The organism is Paracoccus acridae (assembly GCF_014642735.1).
GTDB lineage: Bacteria > Pseudomonadota > Alphaproteobacteria > Rhodobacterales > Rhodobacteraceae > Paracoccus > Paracoccus acridae.
Window position 1 is genome coordinate 227,923 of the sequence record NZ_BMIV01000004.1, and the last position, 25,422, is coordinate 253,344.

The window sequence follows — 25,422 nt, forward strand, 5'->3', positions numbered from 1 at the left end:
ACATGGACCTGCCACAGCCCTTCGGGGCCACGGATGCGACTCATCATCGCCCCGGCAGCAGCGTCGCGGTGACCCGCGCGCTGCCCGAGGAAACGGCCATCGCCATGGTCTATGACGGATCGACCCATGCCGTGATGATGGCGACACCTGCGGATGTCGAAGATTTCGCGATGGGCTTTTCGCTGACCGAAGGGATCGTGACAGGCACCGCCCAGATCGCCAGTTGCGATGTGATCGCCCATGAAAAGGGGATCGAGGCGCAGATGTGGCTGGCCGAGGATCGCGGCGCCCAGCTTGCCGCCCGCCGCCGGTCGCTGGCCGGACCTGTGGGTTGCGGCCTTTGCGGCATCGACAGCATCGAGGCTGCGGTCCGGTCGCTGCCCAGCCTGGCCGGTGCCGGTCCGGCCCTGTCGGTTCAGGAGATTGCCGCAGCCACCGACTCCCTGCGCGGCTGGCAGCCGCTGCATGACCGGACGCGGGCCGTTCATGCGGCTGGCTTCCTGTTGCCGGGTCAGGGCGTGGTTCTGGCGCGCGAGGATGTGGGCCGGCACAATGCCTTGGACAAGCTGATCGGGGCGATGGCGCGACAAGGGATCGACCCTGCGCAGGGCGCCATCGTCCTGACCAGCCGGGTGTCCACCGAGATGGTCCAGAAATGCGTCATGGCGGGCTGCGCCATCCTGATCGCCGTCTCTGCCCCCACGCGGCACGCCCTGCGCCTAGCCGAGGGCGCGGGCCTGACCCTTGCCGCCTTTGCGCGCGGCGAGGGGTTCGACCTGTTCTGCCACCCCCAGCGGCTGCGCGCCGAGGTTTCCGATGTCGCCTGAGAAGATGGTCACCATGGCCAACCAGATCGCCACCTTTTTCGACACGCAGCCTGGTGACGCGCCCGACAAGATCGCCGCCCATCTCAAGGACTATTGGGAGCCTCGGATGCGCGAGCAGTTGAAATCATACATCGCGACAGGGGGCACAGGGCTGCGCCCCTCGGTCGAACAGGCGGCGCAGCGGCTTTGATGTCGCGGGGGTGAAACCGCGCTGCGGCCCGCCGTGTTGTCTGTGACAGGCAGCGGAGTGGCAGATGCGCGATACAGCCGACAAGGTCGATCTTTCAGCCTGCAGACTGTGCGTGATCCGCAACCGGGGATCGGGAAAGCAGGACGACCAGGCGGACACGATCCGCGCCGCCCTGCAGGATCGGGTGGCCGAATTCGCATTGCGTGAAACAAGTCAGGGCGACCAGTTGGGCCGCCTTGCCCGGCAGGCGGTCGCGGACGGCTTCGACGTCATCGTCGCCGCGGGCGGCGACGGCACCCAGTCCGCGGTCGCGGGCGCCCTGGCGGAAACGGATGCGCTGATGGGCGTCTTGCCGGGGGGCACGTTCAATTACTTCGCGCGCGATCTTGGCGTGGGTGAAACCATCGAGGAAGGGCTTGAAACCCTGCTGGATGCCCGTCCTCGTGCGGTTGACGTCGGGCGGATCGGGGATCTGGTCTTTCTGAACAATGTCAGCCTTGGCGCCTACCCCCATATCCTGAAGACCCGAGAAGGGATTTACAAACGCTGGGGCCGGTCGCGGATGGCGGCCTATTGGTCGGTGCTGGTGGCGATGCGCCGGCTGCGCAATCCGATGCGGCTGACCGCGATCGTCGAGGGCCGGGAACGCCGGTTCACCACGGCCCTGGTCTTCATCGCCCGCAGCGCCTATCAGCTTGAGGCCTTCGGCCTGGACGGGGCGGATGCGATCCGCGCCGGGAACCTGGCCGTTCTGATCGCCAAGGCGCGCAAGCCCTTGCCGCTGCTTCGGTCGGCCCTTCGGCTGGCCTTCGGGTTCAGCGCCAAGGACAGCGATTTCGACCTGATCGTCACCGACAGCCTGACCATCGAAACCGACAGGCCCCGGCAACTGATCGCCCATGACGGAGAAAAGACGCGCATGGAAAGCCCGTTCCATGTCCAGGTGCGCCAAGGCGCGCTGAGGGTGCTGGTTCCGGCGGATGGCAGCAACAAGACCAGGGACGCGCAGGCGTGATCCGCATCGCCCATCTGTCCGACCTGCACTTCGGGTTTCACCGCCCGGATCTGGTGGAACCGCTGCTTGATCGCGTGAACGGCGCGCAGGCGGATCTTGTGGTCGTCACGGGCGACCTGACGCATCGCGCCCGCGCTTCGCAATATGCCCAGGGGGCTGCCTTTCTGGAACGGATCCAGGCGCCGTTGCTGGTCATCCCCGGCAATCATGACGTGCCGCTGTATAACCTGCCGGTCCGTTTCCTCATGCCCTGGCGCGGCTTTCGCCATGCGGTCGGCCCCGATCTGACCCCGGTCCGAGAGGTCGGGCCGGTTCGCGTCCTGTCCCTGAACAGCGTCGATCCCTGTGCCGTTCAGCGCGGCATCATCCGCAATGGCGAAATCCGGCGCCTGGAAGGCAGCCTTGATCCCAACGGCATGAACATCGTGGCGCTGCATCACCCGTTGGAGCATCTGGCCCAGGTGGACAAGGAACTGTCGCGCCGCGCGCCCCAGGCCCTGGCGCGGCTGGAACGCGCGGGGGCGCAGATCGCCTTGTCGGGGCATCTGCATGTCTGGGCGACAGGCGCCATGCTGGACCAGACGGCGCATCCGGGGCTGTTGCAGGTGCAGGCGGGCACCGCGCTGTGCGGGCGGCTGTCGGACCGCCAGAACGAATTCGCGGTCCTGCAGATCGAAGGGACATTCCTGACCATCGAACGCCACATTGCGCCCATGGGCCGGGGGTTCAATCCGCCCGAACATGAATATTTTTCACGCGAAAGCGGGGTCTGGCTGGCCCATCAGCCGGCGGAAAAACCGATCGTGCCGGGCGCCACGGAAACAGCCTTCAGCACGGCATGAACCGGCTTGCCGGGATGCAGGTCCAGGCTGCGGGCCGAACGCGCGGTGATCCGCGACAGGATGGCCTGCCCGCCCGCGTCCAGCCGCACCAGCACGCCGCCCTCGGCATCTGTCAGGTCGCGGATTATGGCGGGAATGACGTTCAGGGCTGAAATCCCCTGAGGGGGCACGGTCGCGATCATCACGTCCTGCGCCAGGATCCGCAGCCGCAGGCTGCGGCCCACCGGCGCCGCGACCTGGGGCAGGAACAGCGGCCCGGCGGGGGTCGAAAGCCAGGTCAGCCCATCGGCATCCTGCCCCCTTATCCGGGCGGTCAGGATGGCGCCGGTATCCGCCAGGCCCAGCATCGGGGCGGTCGCGGGGTTTGACATGATCTGCGCCGCAGGGCCGGATGCCCGGACGCGGCCATGATCCATCAGGACGATGGTGGTGGCCAGCCGCGCGACCTCGGCCGGGGAGTGGGTGACATAAAGGATCGGCAGCCCGGCCTGATCGCGCAGGCGCTCCAGATAGGGCAGGATCTCGTCCTTGCGGGGCTGGTCCAGGGACGCCAGCGGCTCGTCCATCAGCAGCATCCGGGGATGGGACAGGATGGCGCGGCCAAGCGCCACCCGCTGGCGTTCGCCCCCCGACAAGGCGGCGGGACGGCGCGACAGCAGCGCGCCGATGCCCAGCATGTCCACCACACGGGACAGTTCGGCCTTGCGCCCCCGGCCCGTGAACCAGTGACCGAACAGCAGGTTCTGCCGCACGGTCAGATGCGGAAACAGCCGCGCGTCCTGGAAGACATAGCCGATGCCGCGCCGGTGCGGCGGCAGGAAGATGCCCCCTTCGCTGTCGGTCAGCACCGCGTCCCCATCCGTGATGCAGGCGAAATGGGGACGCAGCAGCCCGGCCACGGCATTGACCACCGTGGTCTTGCCGGATCCCGAATGCCCGAACAGCGCCGTCAACCCGTCCGGCGCTTCGAAGGCCGCGTCCAACGTGAAATCCGCAAACCGGTGGCGCAGCGCGACGGACAGCATCACGCCCCCCCGATCCGACGTGCAACGGCCCGCGACAGCCATTCCGACAGGAACAGCGCCCCCAAGGCGACCGCGATGGCGGCAAGGACCAGCCGGGCGGCCGCGCTTTCACCCCCCGGCACCTGCAGGAAGGCATAGATGGCCGAAGGCACGGTCTGCGTCTGGCCGGGAATGTTCGAGACGAAGGTGATCGTCGCGCCGAAATCCCCCATGGCCTTTGCGAAGGCCAGGATCGCGCCCGCCAGGATGCCCGGCAGGATCAGGGGCAGGGTCACGGTCAGGAACACCCAGGGACGGGACGCGCCCAGGGTCGATGCCGCCTGTTCCAGACGGGGATCCACGGCCTCGACTGACAGGCGGATGGCCCGGACCATCAGCGGAAAGGCCATGATCGCGGCGGCAAGCGCCGCGCCCGTCCAGCGAAAGGCCAGGACGATGCCGACCTGGTCCAGCCATTGCCCGACCCAGCCCCGCCGTCCGAAGGTCAGAAGCAGCAGATAGCCGGTGACGACCGGCGGCAGCACCAGCGGCAGATGCACCAGCCCGTTCAACAGACCATGGCCGGGAAAGCGCCAACGGGCGAGAATATAGGCCACCAGGATCCCGAAAGGCAGGCTGGCAAGCGTCGCCCACAGCGACACCTTCAGCGACAGGCGGATGGCTTGCCATGCCTCGGGGGTCAGCCAGTCGGCCACGTCAGTTCGGCACCGTGAAGCCATGCCGTTCAAAGACGGCCATTGCCGCGCTGTCCGACAAGGCGTCGTAAAAGGCCCGGTCGGCATCGTCCGACGCGCCGGTCAGCAAGGCGGCAGGATAGGTGATCGGCGGGTGGCTGTCGGATGGAAATTCGCCCACGATGGTCACGCCATCCTCGGCAGCCGCATCCGTGGCATAGACGATGCCAAGGGGCGCCTCTCCGGTGGCGACCAGGGCCAGGGCGGCGCGAACGTTGTCGGACTGCGCGACATCGGCCCGGACATCGTCCCACAGACCAAGGTGTTCCAAGGCGGCCTTTCCGTATTGTCCGGCAGGAACGGAATCGACCAGTGCCATGGCCAGCTTGCCGCCGTCCAGCAGGCCGGCCAGATCGGTATCGGGCGAAATCTGCACCGGCTGCGCCGCGCCATGCGCGACCAGCACCAGGCGGTTGCCCAGAAGATCGGCCCGCCTTTCAACCATGCCCGCCTCCTCGACCTGGTCCATCCACTCCTTGCTGGCGGAAATGAACAGATCGGCGGGCGCCCCCTCGATGATCTGCTTGGCCAGGATGTTCGACCCGGCATAGGATATGGTCACGTCATGGCCGGTCTGGCGCATGAACCCTGCCGCAACCTCGTCCAGGGCATTCTTCAGCGAGGCCGCAGCGAAGACGGTGACGTCATCTGCCATGGCCGGGCTGGCAAGCAGGGCAAGCAGAAGGGCGGGGCGGATCATCGGCACCTCGGGCGATATGTTCGCCCGAACCTATCGCCTGCAATCCTGATCCTGCAAGCGGTACTTATCAATGGATATATCCGTTTTGTGACTTTCGCGTTGAGTTTCCTGCTTTTCGCCCTTATATGGCGGTCAGTCTTAGGGGCGAGATGGTCAGAACAGGCCGCATCTGAACGGGTCGGGCGTCATGCCGCGACCCTTTGCCGTTCCCGAAGGCAGCCATAAAGACCGGCGGAGCCAACCGCATGGCCAGTAAAATCGTCGTAAAGGAAACCGATCATATATGTGCGCTAAAGCGACTATGGAGGAATTCGAAGCCCTCCTGAACGAAAGCTTCGACATTGACACCCCGGACGAAGGTTCGGTCGTCAAGGGCCGCGTCATCGCCATCGAGGCGGGACAGGCCATCATCGACGTCGGCTACAAGATGGAAGGCCGCGTCGATCTCAAGGAATTCGCGAATCCCGGCGAAGAACCCAACATCAAGGTTGGCGACGAAGTCGAGGTCTATCTGGACCGCGTGGAAAACGCCCGCGGCGAAGCCAGCATCTCGCGCGAGAAAGCCCGCCGGGAGGAAGCCTGGGACCGTCTGGAAAAAGCCTATGCCGATGAAGAGCGCGTCGAAGGCGCCATCTTCGGCCGCGTCAAGGGCGGCTTCACGGTCGATCTGGGCGGCGCCGTTGCGTTCCTGCCCGGTTCGCAGGTCGATGTGCGCCCCGTGCGCGACGCCGGCCCGCTGATGGGTCTGAAGCAGCCGTTCCAGATCCTGAAAATGGACCGTCGCCGTGGCAACATCGTCGTGTCGCGCCGCGCCATCCTGGAAGAAAGCCGCGCCGAACAGCGCGCCGAGGTCATCGCCAACCTGACCGAAGGCCAGACCGTGGACGGCGTCGTCAAGAACATCACCGAATACGGTGCGTTCGTTGACCTGGGCGGCGTTGACGGCCTGCTGCACGTCACCGACATGGCCTGGCGCCGCGTCAACCACCCGTCGGAAATCCTGTCGATCGGCGAGACCCTGAAGGTTCAGGTCATCAAGATCAACAAGGACAGCCACCGCATCAGCCTGGGCATGAAGCAGCTGCAGTCCGATCCGTGGGATACCGTGGGCGACAAGTTCCCGATCGGCTCGGTCCACCAGGGCCGCGTGACCAACATCACCGACTACGGCGCCTTCGTCGAACTGGAAGCCGGTGTCGAGGGTCTGGTCCACGTCTCGGAAATGTCCTGGACCAAGAAGAACGTCCATCCGGGCAAGATCGTCTCGACCTCTCAGGAAGTCGAAGTGATGGTGCTGGAGATCGACGAAGCCAAGCGCCGCGTGTCGCTGGGTCTGAAGCAGACGCAGCGCAACCCGTGGGAAGTCTTCGCCGAAGCCCATCCCTCGGGCACTGTCATCGAGGGCGAGGTCAAGAACATCACCGAATTCGGTCTGTTCGTGGGCCTCGAAGGCGATATCGACGGCATGGTCCACCTGTCGGACATCTCGTGGGATGCCCGCGGCGAAGACGCGATCCAGGACTTCCGCAAGGGCGACGTGGTGAAAGCCGTGGTCCAGGACGTGGATGTCGAGAAAGAGCGCATCAGCCTGTCGATCAAGGCCATCGAAAACGAACACATGGCCGAAGCCGTTGACGGCGTGAAGCGTGGTTCGGTCGTGACCGTCGAGGTCACCGCGATCGAGGATGGCGGCGTCGAGGTGGAATACAACGGCGTCAAGTCGTTCATCCGCCGCAGCGATCTGGCCCGCGACCGTCAGGATCAGCGCCCCGAGCGCTTCCAGGTCGGCGACAAGGTCGATGCCCGCGTCACCAACATCGACACCAAGACCCGCCGTCTTGGCCTGTCGATCAAGGCCCGCGAGATCGCCGAGGAAAAGGAAGCCATCGACCAGTACGGCTCGTCCGACTCGGGCGCCTCGCTGGGCGACATCCTGGGCGCCGCGCTGAACCGCGACCGCTGATCGGTCGGCTGACTGCCTGACATGGCCCGTCCCGCAGATGCGGGGCGGGCTTTCTGGTGCCTGCGGGACGGGCAGGGGAATTTCACCTCTCTTGCAAGGCGGGGGCAAAACTGGCATCGCTATGAAACTGGGAACCTTTTCCTGCGTTGCCTTCTTGTCGCAAGTTCAGCAAACGATGCCGTTTAGCCCGTTACGCCACCTGGGGGGATGATGATCCGGTCCGAACTGATCCAGCTTATCGCTGACGAAAACCCGCATCTGTTCCGGCGCGACGTCGAGCGGATCGTGAACACCGTGTTCGAGGAAATCATCGACGCCATGGCGCGGGGCGACCGGGTCGAACTGCGCGGCTTTGGCGCCTTTTCCGTCAAGAAGCGGGACGCGCGCACCGGCCGCAACCCCCGGACGGGCGAGGCCGTGGATGTCGATCAGAAATACGTTCCCTTTTTCAAGACCGGAAAACTGTTGCGCGATCGGTTGAACGGAGAGGCCTGAAGGGCGTAAAAGGCCCTGCAAGGACACCGCGCCGCATCCGGCCGCCGCAACCAAGGACAACCCATGCGCTTTCTTCGACTGATCTTCGTGGCGGCACTGGCGATCATCCTGATCGCGGTGGCCCTGGCCAACCGTGACATCGTGACACTGTCGGCCTTTCCTGCGAATTTCGGGCAATACCTGGGCGGCCGCTGGTCCGTCGATCTGCCGCTGTTCCTCGTGATCTTCCTGGCGTTCGCGCTGGGCATGCTGGCGGGCCTGGTCTGGGAATGGTTGCGAGAGGCCCATATCCGCCGCGAGGCCCGTGCCCAGGCTGACCGCGCCACCCGCCTTGAAAACGAGGTGGGCCATCTGCGCCACCGTCACGCCGCCCCCAAGGACGAGGTTCTGGCGATCCTGGACCGTCCCAGGGCCACGACACCCGCGCGTCCCATTGCCTCGGCCGAGCCCGCCCCCGGCACGACGCTGCCCGCCGGGCGCTGAGGGATGGCCCAGGTCAAGATCTGCGGCCTTCGTCGCCCCGAACATATCGAGGCTGCGGCGGATGCCGGGGCGCGCTATGTCGGGCTGGTCTTCTTTCCGAAATCGCCGCGTGCCGTTTCCGTGGACGAAGCGGCCCGGCTGGCTTTCCATGTTCCCGTGGGTGTGGCGTCGGTCGGGCTGTTCGTGGACCCCGCAGACGAACTGCTGGACGAGGTGTTGGGAAAGGTTCCCCTGGATATCATCCAACTCCACGGCAGCGAAAGCCCCGACCGCGTGGCCCGGATCAAGTCCCTGACCGGCCTGCCGGTGATGAAGGCCGTCGGGTTGTCCGATCCTTCTGACCTGCCGGCGCTGACCGACTACGGTCTGGTCGCCGACATGCTGCTGGTCGATGCGAAGCCGCCAAGGGATGCCGACCTGCCCGGAGGCAACGGATTGTCCTTCGACTGGCGCCTGCTGGTCGGGCGCAAGTGGCTGCGGCCCTGGATGCTCGCGGGCGGCCTGACGGCGCAGAACGTGGCCGAGGCGGTGCGCCTGACCGGGGCGCCTGCCGTCGATGTGTCCTCGGGCGTGGAAAGCGAGCCCGGCGTCAAGGACGAAGCCCTGATCCGCGCCTTCATCAGCGCCGCGTCATGAAGGTCCGCTTCCGGGCGGCAAAACGGGACGAGGTTCCTGCGGTCGTCGCGATGCTTGCCGACGACGTTTTCGGAAAGGGTCGGGAAAAGGCCGACATGCGGCCCTATCTGGCTGCCTTCGACGCCATGCAGGCCCAGACCGGCAACCATCTGGTCGTCGGTCTGCTGGATGACCGGATCATCGCCTGCTATCAGATCGTCTTTCTTCCGGGCCTGTCCGTGGCCGCTGCCCTTCGCGCCCAGATCGAAGGCGTGCGGGTCGCATCCGACCTGCGCGGACAAGGCATCGGCGCCCAGCTGATGGCCGATGCCGAGGCACGTGCAAGGGCGGCCGGCTGCACCCAGATGCAGTTGACGACCAACCGGGCGCGGACGGACGCGCACCGCTTCTATGACCGGCTGGGCTTCACCCCCAGCCATATCGGATATAAGAAGACGCTCTGACGCTTCTTCGTTGTCCAAATACCCATTCCAACCGTGAAGGCGATCCCATGGCCGATGATCTGGTGAACAGCTACAAGACCGGACCCGACGAACAGGGCCGGTTCGGCATCTATGGCGGCCGCTTCGTCAGCGAGACCCTGATGCCGCTGATCCTGGACCTGGAAGCCGAATACGAACGCGCCAAGACCGATCCCGAATTCTGGGCGCAGATGGACGATCTGTGGACCCATTACGTCGGCCGTCCATCGCCCCTGTACTTTGCCGAACGGCTGACGGAATACCTGGGCGGCGCCAAGATCTACATGAAGCGGGACGAGCTGAACCACACCGGTGCCCACAAGATCAACAACGTGCTGGGCCAGATCCTGCTGGCGCGCCGCATGGGCAAGACCCGCATCATCGCCGAAACCGGCGCGGGCCAGCATGGCGTGGCGACCGCCACCGTCTGCGCGCGCTTCGGGCTGAAATGCGTGGTCTATATGGGCGCCCATGACGTGGAACGGCAGGCGCCGAACGTCTTCCGGATGCGCCTTCTTGGGGCCGAGGTCGTGCCAGTCACCAGCGGACGCGGCACGCTGAAGGACGCGATGAACGACGCCCTGCGCGACTGGGTGACCAATGTGCGCGACACCTTCTATTGCATCGGCACCGTGGCCGGCCCGCACCCCTATCCGGCGATGGTCCGCGACTTCCAGTCGATCATCGGCAAGGAAGTCAAGGAACAGATCCTGCCTCGCGAAGGCCGTCTGCCCGATACCATCATCGCCGCCATCGGGGGCGGGTCAAACGCGATGGGCCTGTTCTATCCCTTCCTGGACGACAAGGATGTCCGCATCATCGGCGTCGAGGCCGGGGGCAAGGGCGTCGATGACCGGATGGAACACTGCGCCAGCCTTTCCGGCGGGCGCGCGGGCGTGCTGCACGGCAACCGCACCTATCTGCTGCAGGACGACGACGGGCAGATCCTCGAAGGCCATTCGATCAGCGCAGGCCTGGACTATCCCGGCATCGGGCCGGAACATGCCTGGCTGAACGACACCGGCCGCGCCGAATATGTCAGCATCACCGACGCCGAGGCGCTTGAGGCGTTCCAGTTGTGCTGCGCCCAGGAAGGCATCATCCCCGCCTTGGAACCAAGCCACGCCTTGGCGCATGTGATGAAGATCGCGCCGGGCCTGCCGCGCGATCATATCATCGTCATGAACATGTGCGGGCGGGGCGACAAGGACATCTTCACCGTCGCCAAGCATCTGGGCTTTGATATCAAGACCTAAGGCGGAACCACGATCATGCGGACGGGGTTTGTCCCCCGACCGCATGATCGGAGGATACCATGTCCAACAAGACCCTTGGCCTTGCGCTTGCGGGCGCATCCGGCCTGTTCCTGGCAACCGCATCCCTGGCCCAGACTGTCGTCGAAACGCCCGGAGGCAATACTGCCGTTGTCGTGGACCCCGCCCTGCAACCCCAACCCCCTGTAGGGGCGGTTGCCGTCCCGGCCTTTCCCTTGCCAGAGCAGATCAACAACGACCAGGTCGTGGTCGAGACGCTGCTGTCTCAGGGGTTCACCAACATTCATATCCTGCGCGAAGGGGCGATCATGACCGTCAGCGCGCAGCGCAACGGTCAACCGACCGAACTGGTCTACAGCATCGCGAATGGCACGCTGATATCGGTCGACGGGGTCGAACTGCGCGAACAGCCCGACGCCACCAGCAATCGCGGATCCGATATCGCCAATGATGTCCTGGGCGGCAGCAGCGGCGGCACGGATGCCGGGAACGAGGGTGAGGAGGGTGCAGAGGCCGGGACCGGTGATGACGGATCCGGAACGGGCGAAGAAGGTGCCGATGGGGGCGACACGGGCAGTCCTGGTTCCGGGACTGACGGTGGTTCCGACGGTTCTGCCAACGGCTCGGACGGCGGCGCTGATGGCGGGTCCGACAGCGGATCGGACAGTGGTTCGGACAGTGGTTCCGATGGCGGTTCAGACGGTGGTTCCGGTGGTGGATCGGATGGCGGTTCCGACGGGTCCGGGTCCAACGGCTGATTCGTTGACCGGACCGAAAAACGGATTTCTTTCAACGGCTCAACAGCAGAATGTTGAAGCGTGATTCAAGATAGGGGGCGGGGAACAAGACCCGCCCCTTCCTGTCTGAAACCATCTCTACCACGCCGATTTCGGGCATGAATTGCGGACTGGCTTGCGGATCGACCTGCGCCGGCAGATTCTCGTATGATGGCGGCATGTCACCGGCCACGAACCCGGTCCCCAGATAGATCAGCCGATCGCCGTCCTGGTGGATGTTGCCCTTGGTCCGCTGCGACCCCGTCAGCTTTTCAAAACCGCCATCGGGGCTGATCGTACAGCGAAAAGGGCTGTAGACCGTGATCGGCAGCAAACCCCCAAGCTTGATCATCCGGCATGACCAATCCCCGGCCATGTCCTGGATCGCGCGCTCGGGTGAAAGGGCCTCTCCGGCCAGGCCCGCCGTCAACAGGGCCAGATCCGCGGGATCACCGACCGCGAAGGCGCCCAGCAGCGCCTCTCCAGCCGCGGCGTGGTATTCGGACAGCCTGCGCTGATCGTCGCTGCGCGGCACTGGCCCATCGGGCAGAGGCTGCGCCAGGACCGGCAGCGGCAGCAGCAGCGCGGCAAGAGCCAGAAGTTCAACCCTGCGCATCGACCGCATGGGCGCGCAGCAGTTCGATGGGAATGATGTCCAGGGCACGCGCATGGGTCGATTCCAGCACGACTTTCGGCGCCCCGAATTCCTGTGCGGCTTGCAGGAAACGCGCGGCGCACAGGCACCAGCGGTCGCCCGGCTTCAGCCCGTCGAAGCGGAATTCGGGACGGGGCGTGGACAGGTCGTTGCCCAGATATTTCGATAGCGCCAGGAATTCCGCATCGACGATCACGCAGACCGTATGGCTGCCTGTGTCGCCTGGACCGGTATCGCAGCATCCATTGCGGTAAAACCCGGTCAGCGGCTTTGTCGAACACGGTTCCAGCCGCGTTCCCAGCACGTTCAGCGATGGTTCCATTGCCCGATCCTCCCTCTTGGCAGGCTACAGCCCCGCAGGACGCCCGCCAAGCCCCGGCTCAGCGAAAGCGGTCGGTCAGCTGGCGCAGCTTGTCGGCCAGGCTGGCAGGGCTGTCCGGCGATGCCTTGGCTGGCGGGGCCGGGGGCGACTGGACCTGGGGAGACTGGGCCGGGGCAGGTGGGGTGGGCATCGTGCCGCTGTTCCGGGCGGGCTGCGTGCGGGCCGCGACCTGGTTCTGAAACCTCGTGCCGTCCTCGGCGGCCAAGGCCTCTGCCCCGTCGGATATGCCGCGCAGCAGGTCGTCCAGCCAGTCGCCGTCGGCCTTGGCGAAATCCGAGAGCACATAGCCCGCCACTCGGTCCTTGTGCCCGGGATGACCGATCCCCAGCCGGACCCGGTGGTAATCCGGGCCGATATGCTGGTGGATCGAACGCAGCCCGTTATGACCCGCGTGCCCGCCACCCAGCTTCAGGCGGCACTTGCCGGGGGCCAGGTCCAGTTCGTCGTGCAGCACGATCACCTGGGCGGGGGTCAGCTTCAAATAGCGCATCGCCTCGCCCACGGATTGACCCGACAGGTTCATGAATGTCTGCGGCTTGAGCAGGGTCACGCGCGCACCGCCCAGCCGGCCTTCGGCGCTCAGGCCCTGAAAGCGCGGTTTCCAGGGCGAAAATCCGTGATCGGCGGCGATCCTGTCCACGGCCATGAAGCCGATATTGTGCCGGTTCGCCGCGTATTTCGCGCCGGGATTGCCCAGTCCCACGATCAGCTTCACGCCTGCCTCCTGGCCCCGCATCAGGGCGATCTTCGTTCCATGCCTTGCGGCGGACCTTGCCCGTTACTAAGACTCTGTCAACCTTTCGCGGCTAACAGATGGGTTCAGCGCCCTGACGAATCGCGCAGGCAGGGATCCAAGGCAAGGACAGACGATGACCGATCCGGCAGAATTCTACATGAACACCCTTGTCCCCATGGTGGTCGAACAGACCTCGCGCGGGGAACGGGCCTATGACATCTTCTCGCGCCTGCTCAAGGAACGGATCATCTTCGTCTCGGGACCTGTCCATGACGGCATGTCCACGCTGATCTGCGCGCAGTTGCTGTTCCTGGAAGCGGAAAATCCGAACAAGGACATCAGCATGTACATCAACAGCCCCGGCGGTGTCGTGACCTCGGGCCTGTCGATCTATGACACGATGCAGTATATCCGCCCGCGCGTCTCCACGCTGGTGGTGGGGCAGGCCGCATCCATGGGATCGCTGCTGCTGGCGGCGGGGGAAAAGGGGCTGCGCTATTCGCTGCCCAACAGCCGGGTGATGGTCCACCAGCCCTCGGGCGGGTTCCAGGGCCAGGCCACCGACATCCTGATCCACGCGCGCGAGACCGAGAAGCTGAAGCGCCGCCTGAATGAAATCTATGTGGCCCACACGGGCCGCAGCCTGGCCGAGGTCGAGGAGGCGCTGGAGCGCGACCGCTTCATGTCGCCGGAGGAGGCGAAGGACTGGGGCCTGATCGACGAGGTCGTCGCGCCGCGCGGCAAGGCGGAACCCGAGAAGAAATAGACTTGTTGGGGATTGTGACGGGCCTCCGTCGACCCTAACATAAAGGACACACCCGTGGCGGCCTGTTCGCCACGGACAACTCAGATGCGGCACAGGGCAACCGGCGCCGCCTGCGGGTTGAAAGACCTGCGGCTATCAAGGAACGTGGACGATGGCGAACCAGTCCGGCAGTGACAGCAAGAACACGCTCTATTGCAGCTTTTGCGGCAAGAGCCAGCACGAGGTGCGCAAGCTGATTGCGGGACCGACCGTGTTCATCTGCGACGAATGCGTTGAACTGTGCATGGACATCATCCGCGAGGAGACGAAATCCTCGGGGTTGAAGTCGGGCGACGGCGTGCCGACGCCCAAGGAAATATGCGCGGTCCTGGACGACTATGTGATCGGCCAGGAACATGCCAAGCGGGTGCTGTCGGTCGCGGTCCACAACCACTACAAGCGGCTGAACCACGGCGCCAAGGGCGATATCGAGCTGGCCAAGTCGAACATCCTGCTGATCGGCCCGACCGGCTGCGGCAAGACCCTGCTGGCCCAGACCCTTGCCCGGATCTTGGACGTGCCCTTCACCATGGCGGATGCGACCACCCTGACCGAAGCGGGCTATGTGGGCGAGGATGTCGAGAACATCATCCTGAAGTTGCTGCAGGCCAGCGAATACAACGTTGAACGCGCACAACGCGGCATCGTCTATATCGACGAGGTCGACAAGATCACCCGCAAGTCCGACAACCCCTCGATCACCCGCGACGTGTCGGGCGAGGGCGTGCAGCAGGCGCTTCTGAAGATCATGGAAGGCACGGTCGCCAGCGTCCCGCCCCAGGGCGGCCGCAAGCATCCGCAGCAGGAATTCCTGCAGGTGGACACGACCAACATCCTGTTCATCTGCGGCGGCGCCTTTGCGGGGCTGGACCGGATCATCGCGCAGCGCAACAAGGGCACGGCGATGGGCTTTGGCGCATCGGTCAAGGAAAACGACGACCGCGGCGTGGGCGAACTGTTCAAGGAGCTTGAACCCGAGGATTTGCTGAAATTCGGCCTGATCCCGGAATTCGTCGGCCGTCTGCCGGTGATCGCGACCCTGACCGATCTGGACGAGGAAGCGCTGATCATCATCCTGACCAAGCCGAAGAACGCGCTTGTGAAGCAGTATCAGCGCCTCTTCGATCTGGAAGGCGTGCAGCTGACCTTCACGGAAGACGCGCTGCAGGCCATCGCCAAGCGCGCCATCAAGCGCAAGACCGGGGCACGCGGCCTGCGGTCCATCATGGAGGATATCCTTCTGGACACGATGTTCGAACTGCCCGGCATGGACAGCGTCGAGGAAGTCGTCGTCAACGAGGAGGCGGTCGACAACGCCGCGGCCAAACCCCTGCTGATCCATGCGGATCCGAAAAAGGAAGCAGCTTCGGCGGGCTGAGCCTTGACCCAGAGGCGGAGTGCCGCCCCTGGGGTCACGCCAACTGCTGCCAGGTCCTGACCTTCGGGCGTGGCAGATCAGTCAGGCTGGATCTTCGATGCGCTTTGCGTCATATGTTCGCCAGCCACGAATAAGAGGTTCCAGCCCATGTCCTTTCTGCTTCGCGCCCTGACCTGGTGGAACAGCCAGACCATCAATACCCAGTTCTGGACCTGGCGGAACGGCATCAAGGTCGGCGAGGATGCCGAGGGCAACGTCTTCTACCAGAACAAGGACGGATCGCGCCGTTGGGTGATCTACAGCGGCGAATCGCAGGCCAGCCGGGTTAGCCCGGAATGGCATGGCTGGCTGCATCACACCTGGGACGAGCCGCCGACCAAGGCTCCGCTGGCCCGCAAGCCCTGGGAAAAGCCCCATCAGGAAAACATGACGGGAACGCAGGGCGCCTATTACCCTGAAGGGTCGCTGTATCGGGCGGACCAGCCCGCACGCCGCGACTATGATGCCTGGCAGCCGGAATAGATGAAGGCGGCTGCCGAACATCGGGCGGAAATGCTGGCCGGCACTGCGGTGCTTGCGGTCGCGGCAGGATTTCTGTTGTGGGGTTTCGGCCAGGGATTTGTCCGCGAAACGGGCTATGAGGTCAAGGCGTCCTTTCCCGATGTCGATGGCGTGGCCGTGGGGACCGAGGTCAGGCTGGCGGGTGTTCCCGTGGGCCGGGTTTCCAGCGTCTCGTTGAACCCCGACACCTACATGGCCGATGCCAGGCTGAGCCTTCCTGCGGATATTGCCCTGCCATCTGACAGTGCCGCGCTGATCCAGTCGGATGGGTTGCTTGGTGGCGCCTATATCCAGATCCAGCCGGGCGGCAGCCCCGACAATCTGGCCCCTGGCGACGAGATCGAGGACGTGCAGGGCGCCGTCAGCCTGTTGCAGCTGATGATGAAATTCGTGGACAGCCAGGCTGGGGACGGGGAAAAACCATGATCCGCGCCCTGTTGCTCGCCGCTGCCCTGACCACCCCGGCAGCCGCGCAAGAGGTCGCCCGCGCGGACGGTGCCCTTCTTCGGGGATTGGACAAGATATCGGGCCGGACGACGGATTTGCCCGTCCTGGTGGGGGAGGCAGTCCGCTATGGCAGGTTGCAGGTCCGCCTGGGGGAATGCCGGTATCCGGCGGGCGATCCCAGCTCGGATGCCTATGCGCAACTGACCATCGCCGATGTTTCGCAGAACGTCACCCTGTTCAGCGGCTGGATGATCGCGTCGTCGCCGGCGCTCTCGGCCCTGGACGACGCCCGCTATGACGTATGGGTGATTTCCTGCCAAAGCTGATCGGCTGACGGCAGGCGGCAGGACCGCAGGTCCGCCTGCCGACCCAGCGCATCGGCCAGCATCTGGCGATAATGGTCGCGGGTTATCTCTCGCCCGCCCATCCGTTCCAGGTGCGGCGTCAGGAACTGCGTGTCGAACAGGGTGAAGCCGCAGCGTGCCAGGTGGCTGGACAGCCACAGCAAGGCCATCTTCGAGCCGTTCGTCCGCGCCGACATCATGGATTCCCCAAAGAACGCCGCCCCCAGCGTCACGCCGAAGATACCCCCCGCGAAGGTGCCGTCATGTCGCACCTCCAAGGCATGGGCGAAGCCCGCCCGGAACAGGTCGCGGTAAAGCTTCTTCAGCGGGGTATTGATCCAGGTCGTACCCCGATCCGCACAGGCGTTCACGACCGCGTTGAAGCTGCCGTCCAGATGGGCCGACCATCCGCCCCGGCGCAGGTCGCGTCGCAGCGACCGAGAGGCATGGACCCCGCCCACGGGCAGGATCCCCCGCATCGGCGGGTCATACCAATACAGCCGGGGATCGCGGGCGCTTTCGGCCATGGGAAAGACGCCCTGCGCATAGCCTTGCAGCAATTGCGCGGGCGTCAGCATGGTCCAGGCTCAGCCGAACTTCTGATCCAGCCAGCGTTCCAGCCAGTGAATCGAATAGTTGCCCGACCGGATATCGGGTTCCTGCAACAGCGCGGTGAACAGCGGCACGGTGGTGTCGATGCCGTCCACGATCAATTCGCCCAAGGCGCGCTGCAACCGGGCCAGGGCCTCGGGCCGGTCGCGGCCATGCACGATCAGCTTGCCGATCAGGCTGTCGTAATAGGGAGGGATCGAATAGCCGTCATAAAGCGCGCTGTCGATGCGCACGCCAAGCCCGCCCGGCGCATGGTATTGGGTGATCCGGCCGGGGCAGGGCGAGAAGCCCGGCACCTTTTCGGCATTGATCCGGACCTCGATGGAATGGCCGCGGATTGACAGGTCTTCCTGCCGGAACTCCATCTCCTGCCCGGCGGCGACCAGGATCTGCTGGCGCACCAGATCGACGCCGAAGATCGCCTCGGTCACGGGATGTTCGACCTGCAGGCGGGTGTTCATCTCGATGAAATAGAACTCGCCGTCTTCATACAGGAACTCGATGGTGCCGGCGCCGGCATAGCCGATGCGGGCCACGGCATCGGCGCAGATCTTGCCGATGCGCGCGCGTTCCTCGGGGCTGATCGCGGGGCCAGGGGCTTCCTCCAGCACCTTCTGGTGGCGGCGCTGCAGGGAACAGTCGCGTTCGCCCAGATGGACCGCGCGGCCCTTGCCGTCGCCAAAGACCTGGATCTCGATGTGGCGCGGACGCTGCAGGTATTTCTCGATATAGACGTCGGGATTGCCGAAGGCTGCCTTGGCCTCGGCCCGCGCGGTGCGGAAGGCGACCTCAAGGCCGGCCTCGTCCTGGGCGACCTTCATGCCGCGCCCGCCGCCGCCTGCGGTGGCCTTGATGATGACCGGATAGCCGATCCCGGCGGCGACCCGCTTGGCCTGGTCCACGTCATCGACGCCGCCGTCGCTGCCCGGCACGCAGGGCACGCCCAGGTTCTTCATCGTGTCCTTGGCGGTGATCTTGTCGCCCATGATGCGGATATGTTCCGCGCGGGGACCGATGAAGGTGATGCCGTGGTCTTCGACCATCTGCACGAAGGCCGCGTTTTCCGACAGGAAGCCATAGCCCGGATGGATCGCCTGCGCGCCCGTGATCTCGCAGGCCGAGATGATGGCGGGCATGGAAAGATAGCTGGCCGAGGAGGGCGCGGGACCGATGCAGACCGATTCGTCGGCCATGCGGACGTGCATCGCATCGGCGTCGGCGGTGGAATGAACCGCGACCGACGCGATGCCCATCTCGCGGCAGGCGCGAATCACGCGCAGGGCGATCTCGCCCCTGTTGGCGATCAGGATCTTGTCAAACATCCGCGCCTCACTCGACGACCATCAGGGGCGCGCCGAATTCGACCGGGGTGCCGTCGTCGATCAGGATGCGCTTGACCACGCCCGCACGGGGGGCGGGAATGTGGTTCATGGTCTTCATCGCCTCGACGATCAGCAGCGTGTCGCCCTCGGCCACGGCCTGACCGATCTGGACAAAGGGCGCGGCGCCGGGTTCTGCGGACAGATAGGCGGTGCCCACCATGGGAGAGGTCACGGCGCCCGGCAGGCTTGCCGGATCCTCGGTGATGGCGGGAAGCTGGGCTGCGGGGGCAGCTGCCGGGGCCTGGGGCGCTGCGGCGGGTGCAGCGGCCGCGACGGGGGCGGCATAGGTCACCTGCCTGGCGTGCTTGGACAGGCTGACCGTCAGGCGGTCATGTTCGCCGTATTCACGCTTGACCGACAGTTCGGACAGGTCGCTGGAATTCAACAGTTCCGCAAGTGACTGGATGAAAGCGACGTCGCCTTCGTGATGCTTGCCGTTCTGGGAATCGTTGCTCATGCGGTCCTCTGCCATGTTTATTTGGTCGCGGCCCTGCCGCAACAATTTGCCCGCTTATAGACTCCAAGCCCTGCCAAGGGGAAGGGTTGTCCGCCTAGGCCGGACGGGACGCCTTTTCCGCGATCCCCGAGGTTCCCGCCCGCCGTGCCAGTTCCGTTTCGACATCGGCCAGCGTGACGTCGCGGGCGGCCAGCATGACCAGCAGGTGAAAGATCACGTCGGCGGCCTCGGCGGTCAGGCGGGCACGGTCGCCCTTGACGGCCTCGATGACAGCCTCGATTGCTTCCTCGCCGAATTTCTCGGCGCATTTCTCGGGGCCCTTGGCCAGCAGCTTCGCGGTCCAGCTGCCGTCGGGATCGGCGGTCTTGCGGGCGGCGATGGTGGCGGCCAGGTCGTGAAGCGCGCTCATGTCAGCCTCATCGGGATGCCGGCGGCGGCCATGTGGGCCTTGGCCTCGGCGATGGTATGGGTGCCGAAATGGAAGATGGATGCAGCCAGGACGGCACTGGCGCGCCCTTCGGTCACGCCCTCGACCAGGTGGTCCAGCGTGCCGACCCCGCCCGAGGCGATCACGGGAATGTTCACCGCATCGGCAATCGCGCGGGTCAGCGGGATGTTGAAGCCCGCGCGCGTCCCGTCGCGGTCCATGCTGGTCAGCAGGATCTCTCCGGCGCCCTTGGCCTCGACTTGCTTGGCGAATTCCACGGCGTCGATGCCGGTGGGCTTGCGGCCGCCATGGGTGAAGATTTCCCACCGGCCGTCCGCGACCGTCTTGGCGTCGATGGCCACGACGATGCACTGGCTGCCGAATCGGTCGGCGGCACGGGCCACGACATCGGGATCGGCCACGGCAGCGGAATTGAAGCTGACCTTGTCCGCGCCCGCCAGCAGCAGCGCCCGCACATCGTCATGCGTCCTGACGCCGCCACCCACGGTCAGCGGCACGAAGCATTGTTCCGCCGTGCGCGTCACCAGGTCGAACATCGTGCCCCGGTTTTCATGCGTGGCGTGGATGTCCAGGAAACAGATCTCGTCTGCGCCCGCGGCGTCATAGGCGCGGGCGGCCTCGACCGGGTCGCCTGCGTCGATCAGGTCCACGAAGTTGACGCCCTTCACGACGCGGCCATCGGCCACGTCCAGGCAGGGGATGATGCGGGTCTTGAGCATGGGCTTCTCCTTGCGGACACCGTCCTAAGCGCAAACGGGCCTTCGTTGAAGAGCCGATCTGCCGGTGATAGCGTGGCGCGAACCGAAGGAGACTGCCATGGACGACCAGCAAACGACCGAACCCCGCCTGACATCCCTGTCCCACGGGGGCGGCTGCGGCTGCAAGATCGCGCCGGGCGTGCTGACGGGCTTGCTGCGCGGCACGGCGATGCTGCCTGTCCCCGAGGCGCTGCTGGTGGGGATCGAGACGTCGGACGACGCGGCGGTTTACCTGTTGAACGACCGGCAGGCGCTTGTGGCGACGACGGATTTCTTCATGCCCATCGTCGACGATCCTTTGGACTTCGGCCGCATTGCCGCGACCAATGCGATCAGCGACGTTTATGCAATGGGTGGCACCCCGATCATGGCGCTGTCGCTGGTGGGAATGCCGATCAACACCCTGTCGGGCGAAACCATCGCCCGCATACTGGAAGGCGGCGCCATGGCCTGCCGCGAGGCGGGCATCCCCATCGGCGGCGGCCATACCATCGACTCGGTCGAGGCGATCTATGGCCTGGTGGCGCTTGGGCTGGTCGATCCCGCCCATGTAAAGCGCAACAGCGGTGCGCAGCCGGGCGACGTCCTGATCCTGGGCAAGCCGCTGGGCGTCGGCGTGATGTCCGCGGCGCTGAAGAAGGGCGCGCTGTCGGATGATGGATATCGTGCGATGGTCGGGGCCACGACGAAGCTGAACACCCCTGGCCCGGAACTGGCGCGGCTGCCAGGAGTCCATGCGATGACCGACGTGACCGGCTTTGGCTTGGCAGGCCACGCGCTTGAGATGGCGCGGGGATCGGGTTGCGAGTTGCGGCTGGACTGGGCAGCCGTGCCGCTGCTGCCGGGGGTGGGCGATCTGGCTGTCGCCGGCTACGTCACCGGCGCTTCCGGGCGGAACTGGGCCAGCTATGGCGCGGATGTCGTGCTGCCCCAGGGCTTTGCCGGTACCCATCGTGCCCTGCTGACCGATCCGCAGACCAGCGGTGGCCTGCTGGTGGCCTGCGCCGAGGCTGAGGCCGAGGCCGCCCTGGCGATCTTTGCCGACCACGGCTTTGCAGACGCCGCCGTGATCGGTCGCGCCTTCGAGGGGCCGGGGCACATGGTCGTCGGCTGACTTGGCGGGCAAGTCCGCCATGCCTTTCGCAGGGATACTTGGATGAAGAAGCGGCGGGTCAGGCCGCTTCGGTGGCGCGGGCGCGGACGATTTCCTGTGGCGTGAAGGGGCCGGGGAAATGGCAGGCGGTCTGGTGGCGATCTCCGGCAAGGACCGGCACCTCGGCCGCGCAGCGGGGTGCCGCACGCGGGCAGCGGGTGCGGAAGACGCAGCCCGAGGGCGGGTCCATGGGGGAAGGCAGGTCGCCTTTCAGCGGCACCACGGTCGCGGCGGGATCATGCGCGGGATCCGGCACCGGGACGGCTGACAGCAGCGCCTGCGTATAGGGGTGCTGCGGATCGGCATAAAGGTCTCGCGCGGGCGCGATCTCCATCACCTTGCCCAGGTAGAGGACCATCACACGGTCGCTGATGTGGCGCACCACCGACAGGTCATGGGCGATGAAGATCAGCGACAGGCCCAGATCGGCCTGCAGTCGCATCAGCAGGTTGATGACCTGCGCCTGGATCGACACGTCGAGCGCGCTGACGGGTTCGTCGCAGATGATCAGCCGGGGTTCCACGATCAGCGCGCGGGCGATGCCGATCCGTTGGCATTGTCCGCCGCTGAATTCGTGGGGATAGCGGTTGATCTGGCTGGGCAGCAGGCCCACCCGGTCCATTATCGCCTTGACGCGGTCGCGAACCTGGGACCGGGGCAGAGCGGGCTGATGGGTCACCAGCGGTTCGGCGATGATCTGGCCCACGGTCATGCGCGGATCCAGGCTGGCCAGCGGATCCTGGAAGATCATCTGGATCTGGCTGCGATAGGCCATCATCTGCCGCGCCGACAGGCCGATCAGATCCGCCCCACCCTGCCATTCGGCCCGGCCTGTGGCGGGAACAAGACCGATCAGGGCGCGGGCCAGCGTGGATTTCCCGCAGCCGGATTCGCCGACCACGCCCAGCGTCTCGCCCGGTTGCAGGGTGAAGCTGACACCGCCGACGGCATGAAGGTGGCGGGGCCGCGTCCAGGGCATCGCGCCCGCCTGCCGGACGGGAAAGCTGACGCGAAGGTCGCGCACGTCAAGAAGGGGCGTCGTCATGGGCGGCTCTCCGTTCCGGCGCGCAGTTCCGCCAGCGGGGCGAAGCAGGCGCGCCAGCGGTCGGGGGCAAAGGACGCCAGCGGCGGGCGGTTGTCGCAGTCGTCGCGGCAATAGGCGCAGCGCGGCCGGAAGGCGCAGCCCTGCGGCGGGCGGGACATGTCGGGCGGCTGTCCAGGGATGACGGCCAGTTCGCCTTCGTCCGTGTCGATGCGCGGGATCGCCGACAGCAACCCCTGCGTATAGGGATGGGCCGGATCGGCGAAGACCGGACCCACCGGCCCCAGTTCGCGGATGCGCCCGCCATACATCACCGCCACCCGCGAACAGGATCCGGCGACGACGCCCAAGTCATGGGTGATCAGCATCATCGCCATGCCGAGATCGCGTTGCAGGTCCGCCAGCAGCGTCATGATCTGCGCCTGCACCGTCACATCCAGCGCGGTCGTCGGTTCGTCCGCGATCAGCAGCTTGGGCCGGCACAGCAGCGCCATCGCGATCATCACCCGCTGCCGCATCCCGCCGCTGAATTCATGGGGATAAAGCCGCACCCGACCCTTGGCGTCGGGAATGCGCACCGCGTCCAGCATCCGCACGGATTCGGCCACGGCCGCGCGCTTGGACAGGCCCTTGTGCAGGACCAGAACCTCGGCCATCTGGTCCGAGACGCGCATATAGGGGTTCAGCGAGGTCATCGGATCCTGGAAGATCATCGCGATCTTCTCGGCCCGGACCCTGTTGATGACCTTGGGCGGGGCGTTCAGGATTTCCTGCCCGTCCAGCCGCACGCTGCCGAAGGCACGGCCGTTGCGCGCCAGAAGGCCCATGACCGCGAAGGCCAGTTGCGACTTGCCCGACCCGGATTCGCCGACGATGCCCAGCGTCTCGCCCGGCTGGACGGTCAGGCTGACATCGTTGACGGCGTGAACCTCGGCGTCGTGGGTGTGGAAGCGGACCGACAGGTCGCGGATATCCAGAAGAGCCATGTCAGCGTTCCTTGGGGTCAAGCGCGTCGCGCAGCCCGTCGCCCACGAAGAAGAAGCCGAACAGGGTGATGACGAAGAAGAACAGCGGGAAGGCCAGTTGCCACAGGGTGCCATAGCTCATGGTGCCCGCGCCTTCGGAAATCAGCGCGCCCCACGAGGTCAGCGGTTCCTGCACGCCAAGGCCCAGGAAGCTGATGAAGCTTTCGGTCAGGATCATGAGCGGCACCAGCAGCGTGGCATAGACCGCGACCACGCCCAGCAGGTTCGGCACGATATGGCGGATGATGATGCGCCAGGTGGACACGCCGGTGGCGCGGGCGGCCTCGATGAACTCGCGGTTCTTCAAGGACAGGGTCTGGCCGCGCACGATGCGCGCCATGTCCAGCCAGGAAATCAGGCCGATGCCAAGAAACAGCATGGTCATCGACCGCCCGAACATCACCAACAGCAGGATCAGCACGAACATGTAGGGGATCGACATCAGGATATCGACCGTCCGCATCATCACCTGGTCGGTGCGCCCGCCGACATAGCCCGCCACCGCGCCGTAAAGCGTGCCGACGATCACCGCGATGCCCGCCCCCACAAGGCCCACCAGCAGGCTGACCTGCGTGCCCTGGACGGTGCGCGCGAACAGGTCGCGGCCCAGATCGTCGGTGCCGAAGTAATGCCCGTTTTCTAGCGATGGCTGGCCCATGGTCGCGACCTGGCCCATGACGCTGAAATCCAGCTCCTCGTTCGACCAGACGGCCAGATGGTTGCCGAAGATCGCGAACAGCACGACCAGCAGCAGGATCACCAGCCCCGCCATCGCCGCCTTGTTGCGAAGAAAGCGGCGGCGGGCATCGGCCCAGGGGGACCGTCCCCGAACCTCGGGCTGGGCCATCCGCGCGGCAAGCGAGCGCATCTTGTCGTGTTCGATCACCATGGCTTAGTACCGGATCTTCGGGTCGATCCAGGCGTAAAGGATATCGACGACCAGGTTGAACAGGATGGTCAGCGCGCCCACCAGGATGGTAACGCCCATCATCACCGCGTAGTCGCGGTTCAGCGCGCTGTCCACGAAGGCCTTGCCGATCCCGCCGGTAGAGAAATAGATGTCGATCACGACCGATCCGGTGATCATCGACACGAAGACCGGCCCCAGATAGCTGACGACCGGCAGCATCGCCGGGCGCAGCGCATGGCGCAGGATGACGCGGCGTTCGGGCATTCCCTTGGCCCGGGCGGTGCGGATGTGGTTCGATCCCAGCACCTCGAGCATGGAGGACCGTGTGATCCGCGCGATGGAGGCCATGTAGCTGGTGGACAGCGCGATCACCGGCATGATCCAGAACGAGGGGTCCGAAAAGCTCCACCCGCCGCCGGGCAGCCAGCCCAGCCACAGGGTCAGGACCAGGACCAGCAGCGGTGCCATCACGAAGTTGGGCAGCACCTGCGCGCCGATGGAGATGCCGACCGCCAGATAGTCCAGCCAGCTGTTCTGCCGGATCGCGGCAAGCGAGCCCAGGGTGACGCCCACAAGGACCGCGGCCAGGAAGGACAGCGTGCCATAGGTCAGCGTCACCGGGAATCCGTCCGCGATCAACTGGTTCACGGTCCGGTCGGGATAGACGAAGCTGGGGCCGAAGTCGAAATGGACCACGATGCCATACACATAGTTCCAGATCTGGCGCCACAGCGGGTCGTCCAGCCCGTATTTCGCATTGAGGTTCGCCAGCACCTGCGGCGGCAGGGCGCGTTCCTGGGTGAACGGCCCGCCGGGCGCAAGATGCATCAGCAGGAAGGACAGCACGATCAGCACCAGCAAGGTGGGGATCGCCACCGCCAGCCGCCGCAGGATGAAGGCGAACAT

At 65.6% G+C, this 25,422-nt stretch carries 32 protein-coding genes; 17 read left to right on the top strand and 15 right to left on the bottom strand.

Annotated elements, in window-relative coordinates:
* Window positions 1-2 precede the first annotated feature (2 nt).
* From fdhD to IEX25_RS08315, 4 genes are all read left to right on the top strand, one after another.
* Window positions 3-827, top strand: coding sequence for a formate dehydrogenase accessory sulfurtransferase FdhD (gene fdhD, locus IEX25_RS08300; protein ID WP_103171217.1), 825 nt, complete (start codon window positions 3-5; stop codon window positions 825-827).
* Window positions 817-1,017: a formate dehydrogenase subunit delta gene (locus IEX25_RS08305; RefSeq protein WP_103171216.1), complete on the top strand. Its 201-nt coding sequence runs from the start codon at window positions 817-819 to the stop codon at window positions 1,015-1,017. The genes fdhD and IEX25_RS08305 overlap by 11 nt, the downstream gene beginning before the upstream one ends.
* Before the next feature lie 64 nt (window positions 1,018-1,081).
* The gene (locus tag IEX25_RS08310; RefSeq protein WP_103171215.1) at window positions 1,082-2,032 is read left to right on the top strand and encodes a diacylglycerol/lipid kinase family protein; all 951 of its coding nucleotides are present in this window, start codon (window positions 1,082-1,084) and stop codon (window positions 2,030-2,032) included.
* Window positions 2,029-2,874, top strand: coding sequence for a metallophosphoesterase family protein (locus tag IEX25_RS08315; RefSeq protein ID WP_103171214.1), 846 nt, complete (start codon window positions 2,029-2,031; stop codon window positions 2,872-2,874). Before IEX25_RS08310 ends, IEX25_RS08315 begins: the two co-directional genes overlap by 4 nt.
* On the opposite strand, the gene modC is transcribed toward IEX25_RS08315, so the two are convergent.
* The 3 genes from modC to modA are packed head-to-tail and all read right to left on the bottom strand — an operon-like array spanning window position 2,814 to window position 5,333.
* Window positions 2,814-3,902 carry a molybdenum ABC transporter ATP-binding protein gene (modC, locus tag IEX25_RS08320; RefSeq protein WP_103171213.1) on the bottom strand — a complete coding sequence of 363 codons (1,089 nt, stop codon included), beginning with the start codon at window positions 3,900-3,902 and terminating at the stop codon, window positions 2,814-2,816. The genes IEX25_RS08315 and modC overlap by 61 nt on opposite strands.
* The gene (modB, locus tag IEX25_RS08325) at window positions 3,899-4,618 is read right to left on the bottom strand and encodes a molybdate ABC transporter permease subunit (protein ID WP_188714689.1); all 720 of its coding nucleotides are present in this window, start codon (window positions 4,616-4,618) and stop codon (window positions 3,899-3,901) included. Before modB ends, modC begins: the two co-directional genes overlap by 4 nt.
* Window positions 4,596-5,333 carry a molybdate ABC transporter substrate-binding protein gene (gene modA / locus IEX25_RS08330; RefSeq protein ID WP_103171324.1) on the bottom strand — a complete coding sequence of 246 codons (738 nt, stop codon included), beginning with the start codon at window positions 5,331-5,333 and terminating at the stop codon, window positions 4,596-4,598. The genes modB and modA overlap by 23 nt, the downstream gene beginning before the upstream one ends.
* A 283-nt stretch (window positions 5,334-5,616) precedes the next feature.
* On the opposite strand from modA, the gene rpsA reads away from it, so the two are divergent.
* The 7 genes from rpsA (at window position 5,617) to IEX25_RS08365 (ending at window position 11,403) form a co-directional block, all read left to right on the top strand.
* Window positions 5,617-7,296 carry a 30S ribosomal protein S1 gene (gene rpsA, locus IEX25_RS08335; protein WP_103171211.1) on the top strand — a complete coding sequence of 560 codons (1,680 nt, stop codon included), beginning with the start codon at window positions 5,617-5,619 and terminating at the stop codon, window positions 7,294-7,296.
* A 210-nt stretch (window positions 7,297-7,506) separates the two neighbouring features.
* Entirely contained in the window at window positions 7,507-7,791 is a 285-nt protein-coding gene (gene ihfB, locus IEX25_RS08340) for an integration host factor subunit beta (RefSeq protein WP_103171323.1), read from the top strand.
* A 63-nt stretch (window positions 7,792-7,854) separates the two neighbouring features.
* The gene (locus tag IEX25_RS08345) at window positions 7,855-8,274 is read left to right on the top strand and encodes a LapA family protein (RefSeq protein ID WP_103171210.1); all 420 of its coding nucleotides are present in this window, start codon (window positions 7,855-7,857) and stop codon (window positions 8,272-8,274) included.
* A gap of 3 nt (window positions 8,275-8,277) precedes the next feature.
* Entirely contained in the window at window positions 8,278-8,910 is a 633-nt protein-coding gene (locus IEX25_RS08350) for a phosphoribosylanthranilate isomerase (protein ID WP_103171209.1), read from the top strand.
* Complete coding sequence (locus IEX25_RS08355) at window positions 8,907-9,353, top strand: GNAT family N-acetyltransferase (protein ID WP_188714690.1); 447 nt, start codon at window positions 8,907-8,909, stop codon at window positions 9,351-9,353. The genes IEX25_RS08350 and IEX25_RS08355 overlap by 4 nt, the downstream gene beginning before the upstream one ends.
* Before the next feature lie 47 nt (window positions 9,354-9,400).
* Complete coding sequence (trpB, locus tag IEX25_RS08360) at window positions 9,401-10,627, top strand: tryptophan synthase subunit beta (protein ID WP_103171207.1); 1,227 nt, start codon at window positions 9,401-9,403, stop codon at window positions 10,625-10,627.
* Between the two features lie 59 nt (window positions 10,628-10,686).
* Window positions 10,687-11,403, top strand: a complete 717-nt coding sequence (locus IEX25_RS08365) for a hypothetical protein (protein WP_103171206.1) — start codon at window positions 10,687-10,689, stop codon at window positions 11,401-11,403.
* 31 nt (window positions 11,404-11,434) lie between these two features.
* Here IEX25_RS08365 and IEX25_RS08370 read toward each other — a convergent pair whose 3' ends face one another.
* Genes IEX25_RS08370 through pth form a run of 3 tightly spaced genes read right to left on the bottom strand, consistent with a single transcriptional unit; the run spans window position 11,435 to window position 13,173 of the window.
* Complete coding sequence (locus IEX25_RS08370) at window positions 11,435-12,037, bottom strand: DUF4893 domain-containing protein (protein WP_158247934.1); 603 nt, start codon at window positions 12,035-12,037, stop codon at window positions 11,435-11,437.
* Window positions 12,024-12,398 carry a DUF2237 family protein gene (locus IEX25_RS08375; protein ID WP_103171204.1) on the bottom strand — a complete coding sequence of 125 codons (375 nt, stop codon included), beginning with the start codon at window positions 12,396-12,398 and terminating at the stop codon, window positions 12,024-12,026. Before IEX25_RS08375 ends, IEX25_RS08370 begins: the two co-directional genes overlap by 14 nt.
* 58 nt (window positions 12,399-12,456) lie before the next feature.
* Complete coding sequence (pth, locus tag IEX25_RS08380; RefSeq protein ID WP_103171322.1) at window positions 12,457-13,173, bottom strand: aminoacyl-tRNA hydrolase; 717 nt, start codon at window positions 13,171-13,173, stop codon at window positions 12,457-12,459.
* Between the two features lie 154 nt (window positions 13,174-13,327).
* Between pth and IEX25_RS08385 the strand changes: the two genes are divergently transcribed.
* The 5 genes from IEX25_RS08385 to IEX25_RS08405 all read left to right on the top strand — a co-directional run bounded on the left by IEX25_RS08385 (window position 13,328) and on the right by IEX25_RS08405 (window position 16,711).
* The gene (locus IEX25_RS08385) at window positions 13,328-13,960 is read left to right on the top strand and encodes an ATP-dependent Clp protease proteolytic subunit (protein ID WP_103171203.1); all 633 of its coding nucleotides are present in this window, start codon (window positions 13,328-13,330) and stop codon (window positions 13,958-13,960) included.
* Window positions 13,961-14,111: 151 nt separating this feature from the next.
* Complete coding sequence (clpX, locus tag IEX25_RS08390) at window positions 14,112-15,377, top strand: ATP-dependent Clp protease ATP-binding subunit ClpX (RefSeq protein WP_103171202.1); 1,266 nt, start codon at window positions 14,112-14,114, stop codon at window positions 15,375-15,377.
* 147 nt (window positions 15,378-15,524) lie between these two features.
* Window positions 15,525-15,899 (top strand): NADH:ubiquinone oxidoreductase subunit NDUFA12, encoded by a 375-nt coding sequence (locus IEX25_RS08395; RefSeq protein WP_103171201.1) that lies wholly within the window; start codon window positions 15,525-15,527, stop codon window positions 15,897-15,899.
* Window positions 15,900-16,364 (top strand): outer membrane lipid asymmetry maintenance protein MlaD, encoded by a 465-nt coding sequence (mlaD, locus tag IEX25_RS08400; protein WP_103171200.1) that lies wholly within the window; start codon window positions 15,900-15,902, stop codon window positions 16,362-16,364.
* Window positions 16,361-16,711 carry a DUF2155 domain-containing protein gene (locus tag IEX25_RS08405; protein WP_103171199.1) on the top strand — a complete coding sequence of 117 codons (351 nt, stop codon included), beginning with the start codon at window positions 16,361-16,363 and terminating at the stop codon, window positions 16,709-16,711. Before mlaD ends, IEX25_RS08405 begins: the two co-directional genes overlap by 4 nt.
* Here IEX25_RS08405 and aat read toward each other — a convergent pair.
* The 5 genes from aat to hisF form a co-directional block, all read right to left on the bottom strand.
* The gene (aat, locus tag IEX25_RS08410) at window positions 16,678-17,307 is read right to left on the bottom strand and encodes a leucyl/phenylalanyl-tRNA--protein transferase (RefSeq protein ID WP_103171198.1); all 630 of its coding nucleotides are present in this window, start codon (window positions 17,305-17,307) and stop codon (window positions 16,678-16,680) included. The two genes, IEX25_RS08405 and aat, sit on opposite strands and share 34 nt — an antisense overlap.
* A gap of 9 nt (window positions 17,308-17,316) precedes the next feature.
* Window positions 17,317-18,663, bottom strand: a complete 1,347-nt coding sequence (accC, locus tag IEX25_RS08415; RefSeq protein WP_103171197.1) for an acetyl-CoA carboxylase biotin carboxylase subunit — start codon at window positions 18,661-18,663, stop codon at window positions 17,317-17,319.
* 7 nt (window positions 18,664-18,670) lie between these two features.
* Window positions 18,671-19,180 (bottom strand): acetyl-CoA carboxylase biotin carboxyl carrier protein, encoded by a 510-nt coding sequence (gene accB, locus IEX25_RS08420; RefSeq protein ID WP_103171196.1) that lies wholly within the window; start codon window positions 19,178-19,180, stop codon window positions 18,671-18,673.
* 94 nt (window positions 19,181-19,274) lie between these two features.
* Entirely contained in the window at window positions 19,275-19,589 is a 315-nt protein-coding gene (locus IEX25_RS08425; RefSeq protein WP_103171195.1) for a phosphoribosyl-ATP diphosphatase, read from the bottom strand.
* Window positions 19,586-20,347 (bottom strand): imidazole glycerol phosphate synthase subunit HisF, encoded by a 762-nt coding sequence (hisF, locus tag IEX25_RS08430; RefSeq protein WP_103171194.1) that lies wholly within the window; start codon window positions 20,345-20,347, stop codon window positions 19,586-19,588. Before hisF ends, IEX25_RS08425 begins: the two co-directional genes overlap by 4 nt.
* 97 nt (window positions 20,348-20,444) lie before the next feature.
* Here hisF and selD point away from each other — a divergent pair, with 97 nt between their 5' ends.
* A complete protein-coding gene (gene selD, locus IEX25_RS08435) occupies window positions 20,445-21,500 on the top strand; it encodes a selenide, water dikinase SelD (protein WP_103171193.1) in 1,056 nt (351 codons plus the stop codon).
* 58 nt (window positions 21,501-21,558) lie between these two features.
* Here selD and IEX25_RS08440 read toward each other — a convergent pair whose 3' ends face one another.
* The 4 genes from IEX25_RS08440 to oppB are packed head-to-tail and all read right to left on the bottom strand — an operon-like array spanning window position 21,559 to window position 25,422.
* Complete coding sequence (locus tag IEX25_RS08440) at window positions 21,559-22,584, bottom strand: oligopeptide/dipeptide ABC transporter ATP-binding protein (protein WP_103171192.1); 1,026 nt, start codon at window positions 22,582-22,584, stop codon at window positions 21,559-21,561.
* Entirely contained in the window at window positions 22,581-23,567 is a 987-nt protein-coding gene (locus IEX25_RS08445) for an oligopeptide/dipeptide ABC transporter ATP-binding protein (protein ID WP_103171191.1), read from the bottom strand. Before IEX25_RS08445 ends, IEX25_RS08440 begins: the two co-directional genes overlap by 4 nt.
* A 1-nt stretch (window position 23,568) precedes the next feature.
* Window positions 23,569-24,495: an ABC transporter permease subunit gene (locus IEX25_RS08450; RefSeq protein WP_188714691.1), complete on the bottom strand. Its 927-nt coding sequence runs from the start codon at window positions 24,493-24,495 to the stop codon at window positions 23,569-23,571.
* Between the two features lie 3 nt (window positions 24,496-24,498).
* A complete protein-coding gene (oppB, locus tag IEX25_RS08455; RefSeq protein WP_103171190.1) occupies window positions 24,499-25,422 on the bottom strand; it encodes an oligopeptide ABC transporter permease OppB in 924 nt (307 codons plus the stop codon).

Coding starts and splice junctions, on each gene's coding strand:
- fdhD (WP_103171217.1), top strand. CDS start 3: ATGGACCTGCCACAGCCCTTCGGGGCCACGGATGCGACTCATCATCGC.
- IEX25_RS08305 (WP_103171216.1), top strand. CDS start 817: ATGTCGCCTGAGAAGATGGTCACCATGGCCAACCAGATCGCCACCTTT.
- IEX25_RS08310 (WP_103171215.1), top strand. CDS start 1,082: ATGCGCGATACAGCCGACAAGGTCGATCTTTCAGCCTGCAGACTGTGC.
- modB (WP_188714689.1), bottom strand. CDS start 4,618: ATGGCTTCACGGTGCCGAACTGACGTGGCCGACTGGCTGACCCCCGAG.
- modA (WP_103171324.1), bottom strand. CDS start 5,333: ATGATCCGCCCCGCCCTTCTGCTTGCCCTGCTTGCCAGCCCGGCCATG.
- rpsA (WP_103171211.1), top strand. CDS start 5,617: ATGTGCGCTAAAGCGACTATGGAGGAATTCGAAGCCCTCCTGAACGAA.
- ihfB (WP_103171323.1), top strand. CDS start 7,507: ATGATCCGGTCCGAACTGATCCAGCTTATCGCTGACGAAAACCCGCAT.
- IEX25_RS08345 (WP_103171210.1), top strand. CDS start 7,855: ATGCGCTTTCTTCGACTGATCTTCGTGGCGGCACTGGCGATCATCCTG.
- IEX25_RS08350 (WP_103171209.1), top strand. CDS start 8,278: ATGGCCCAGGTCAAGATCTGCGGCCTTCGTCGCCCCGAACATATCGAG.
- IEX25_RS08355 (WP_188714690.1), top strand. CDS start 8,907: ATGAAGGTCCGCTTCCGGGCGGCAAAACGGGACGAGGTTCCTGCGGTC.
- trpB (WP_103171207.1), top strand. CDS start 9,401: ATGGCCGATGATCTGGTGAACAGCTACAAGACCGGACCCGACGAACAG.
- IEX25_RS08365 (WP_103171206.1), top strand. CDS start 10,687: ATGTCCAACAAGACCCTTGGCCTTGCGCTTGCGGGCGCATCCGGCCTG.
- IEX25_RS08370 (WP_158247934.1), bottom strand. CDS start 12,037: ATGCGCAGGGTTGAACTTCTGGCTCTTGCCGCGCTGCTGCTGCCGCTG.
- IEX25_RS08375 (WP_103171204.1), bottom strand. CDS start 12,398: ATGGAACCATCGCTGAACGTGCTGGGAACGCGGCTGGAACCGTGTTCG.
- IEX25_RS08385 (WP_103171203.1), top strand. CDS start 13,328: ATGACCGATCCGGCAGAATTCTACATGAACACCCTTGTCCCCATGGTG.
- clpX (WP_103171202.1), top strand. CDS start 14,112: ATGGCGAACCAGTCCGGCAGTGACAGCAAGAACACGCTCTATTGCAGC.
- IEX25_RS08395 (WP_103171201.1), top strand. CDS start 15,525: ATGTCCTTTCTGCTTCGCGCCCTGACCTGGTGGAACAGCCAGACCATC.
- mlaD (WP_103171200.1), top strand. CDS start 15,900: ATGAAGGCGGCTGCCGAACATCGGGCGGAAATGCTGGCCGGCACTGCG.
- IEX25_RS08405 (WP_103171199.1), top strand. CDS start 16,361: ATGATCCGCGCCCTGTTGCTCGCCGCTGCCCTGACCACCCCGGCAGCC.
- aat (WP_103171198.1), bottom strand. CDS start 17,307: ATGCTGACGCCCGCGCAATTGCTGCAAGGCTATGCGCAGGGCGTCTTT.
- accC (WP_103171197.1), bottom strand. CDS start 18,663: ATGTTTGACAAGATCCTGATCGCCAACAGGGGCGAGATCGCCCTGCGC.
- accB (WP_103171196.1), bottom strand. CDS start 19,180: ATGAGCAACGATTCCCAGAACGGCAAGCATCACGAAGGCGACGTCGCT.
- IEX25_RS08425 (WP_103171195.1), bottom strand. CDS start 19,589: ATGAGCGCGCTTCACGACCTGGCCGCCACCATCGCCGCCCGCAAGACC.
- hisF (WP_103171194.1), bottom strand. CDS start 20,347: ATGCTCAAGACCCGCATCATCCCCTGCCTGGACGTGGCCGATGGCCGC.
- selD (WP_103171193.1), top strand. CDS start 20,445: ATGGACGACCAGCAAACGACCGAACCCCGCCTGACATCCCTGTCCCAC.
- IEX25_RS08440 (WP_103171192.1), bottom strand. CDS start 22,584: ATGACGACGCCCCTTCTTGACGTGCGCGACCTTCGCGTCAGCTTTCCC.
- IEX25_RS08445 (WP_103171191.1), bottom strand. CDS start 23,567: ATGGCTCTTCTGGATATCCGCGACCTGTCGGTCCGCTTCCACACCCAC.
- IEX25_RS08450 (WP_188714691.1), bottom strand. CDS start 24,495: ATGGTGATCGAACACGACAAGATGCGCTCGCTTGCCGCGCGGATGGCC.
- oppB (WP_103171190.1), bottom strand. CDS start 25,422: ATGTTCGCCTTCATCCTGCGGCGGCTGGCGGTGGCGATCCCCACCTTG.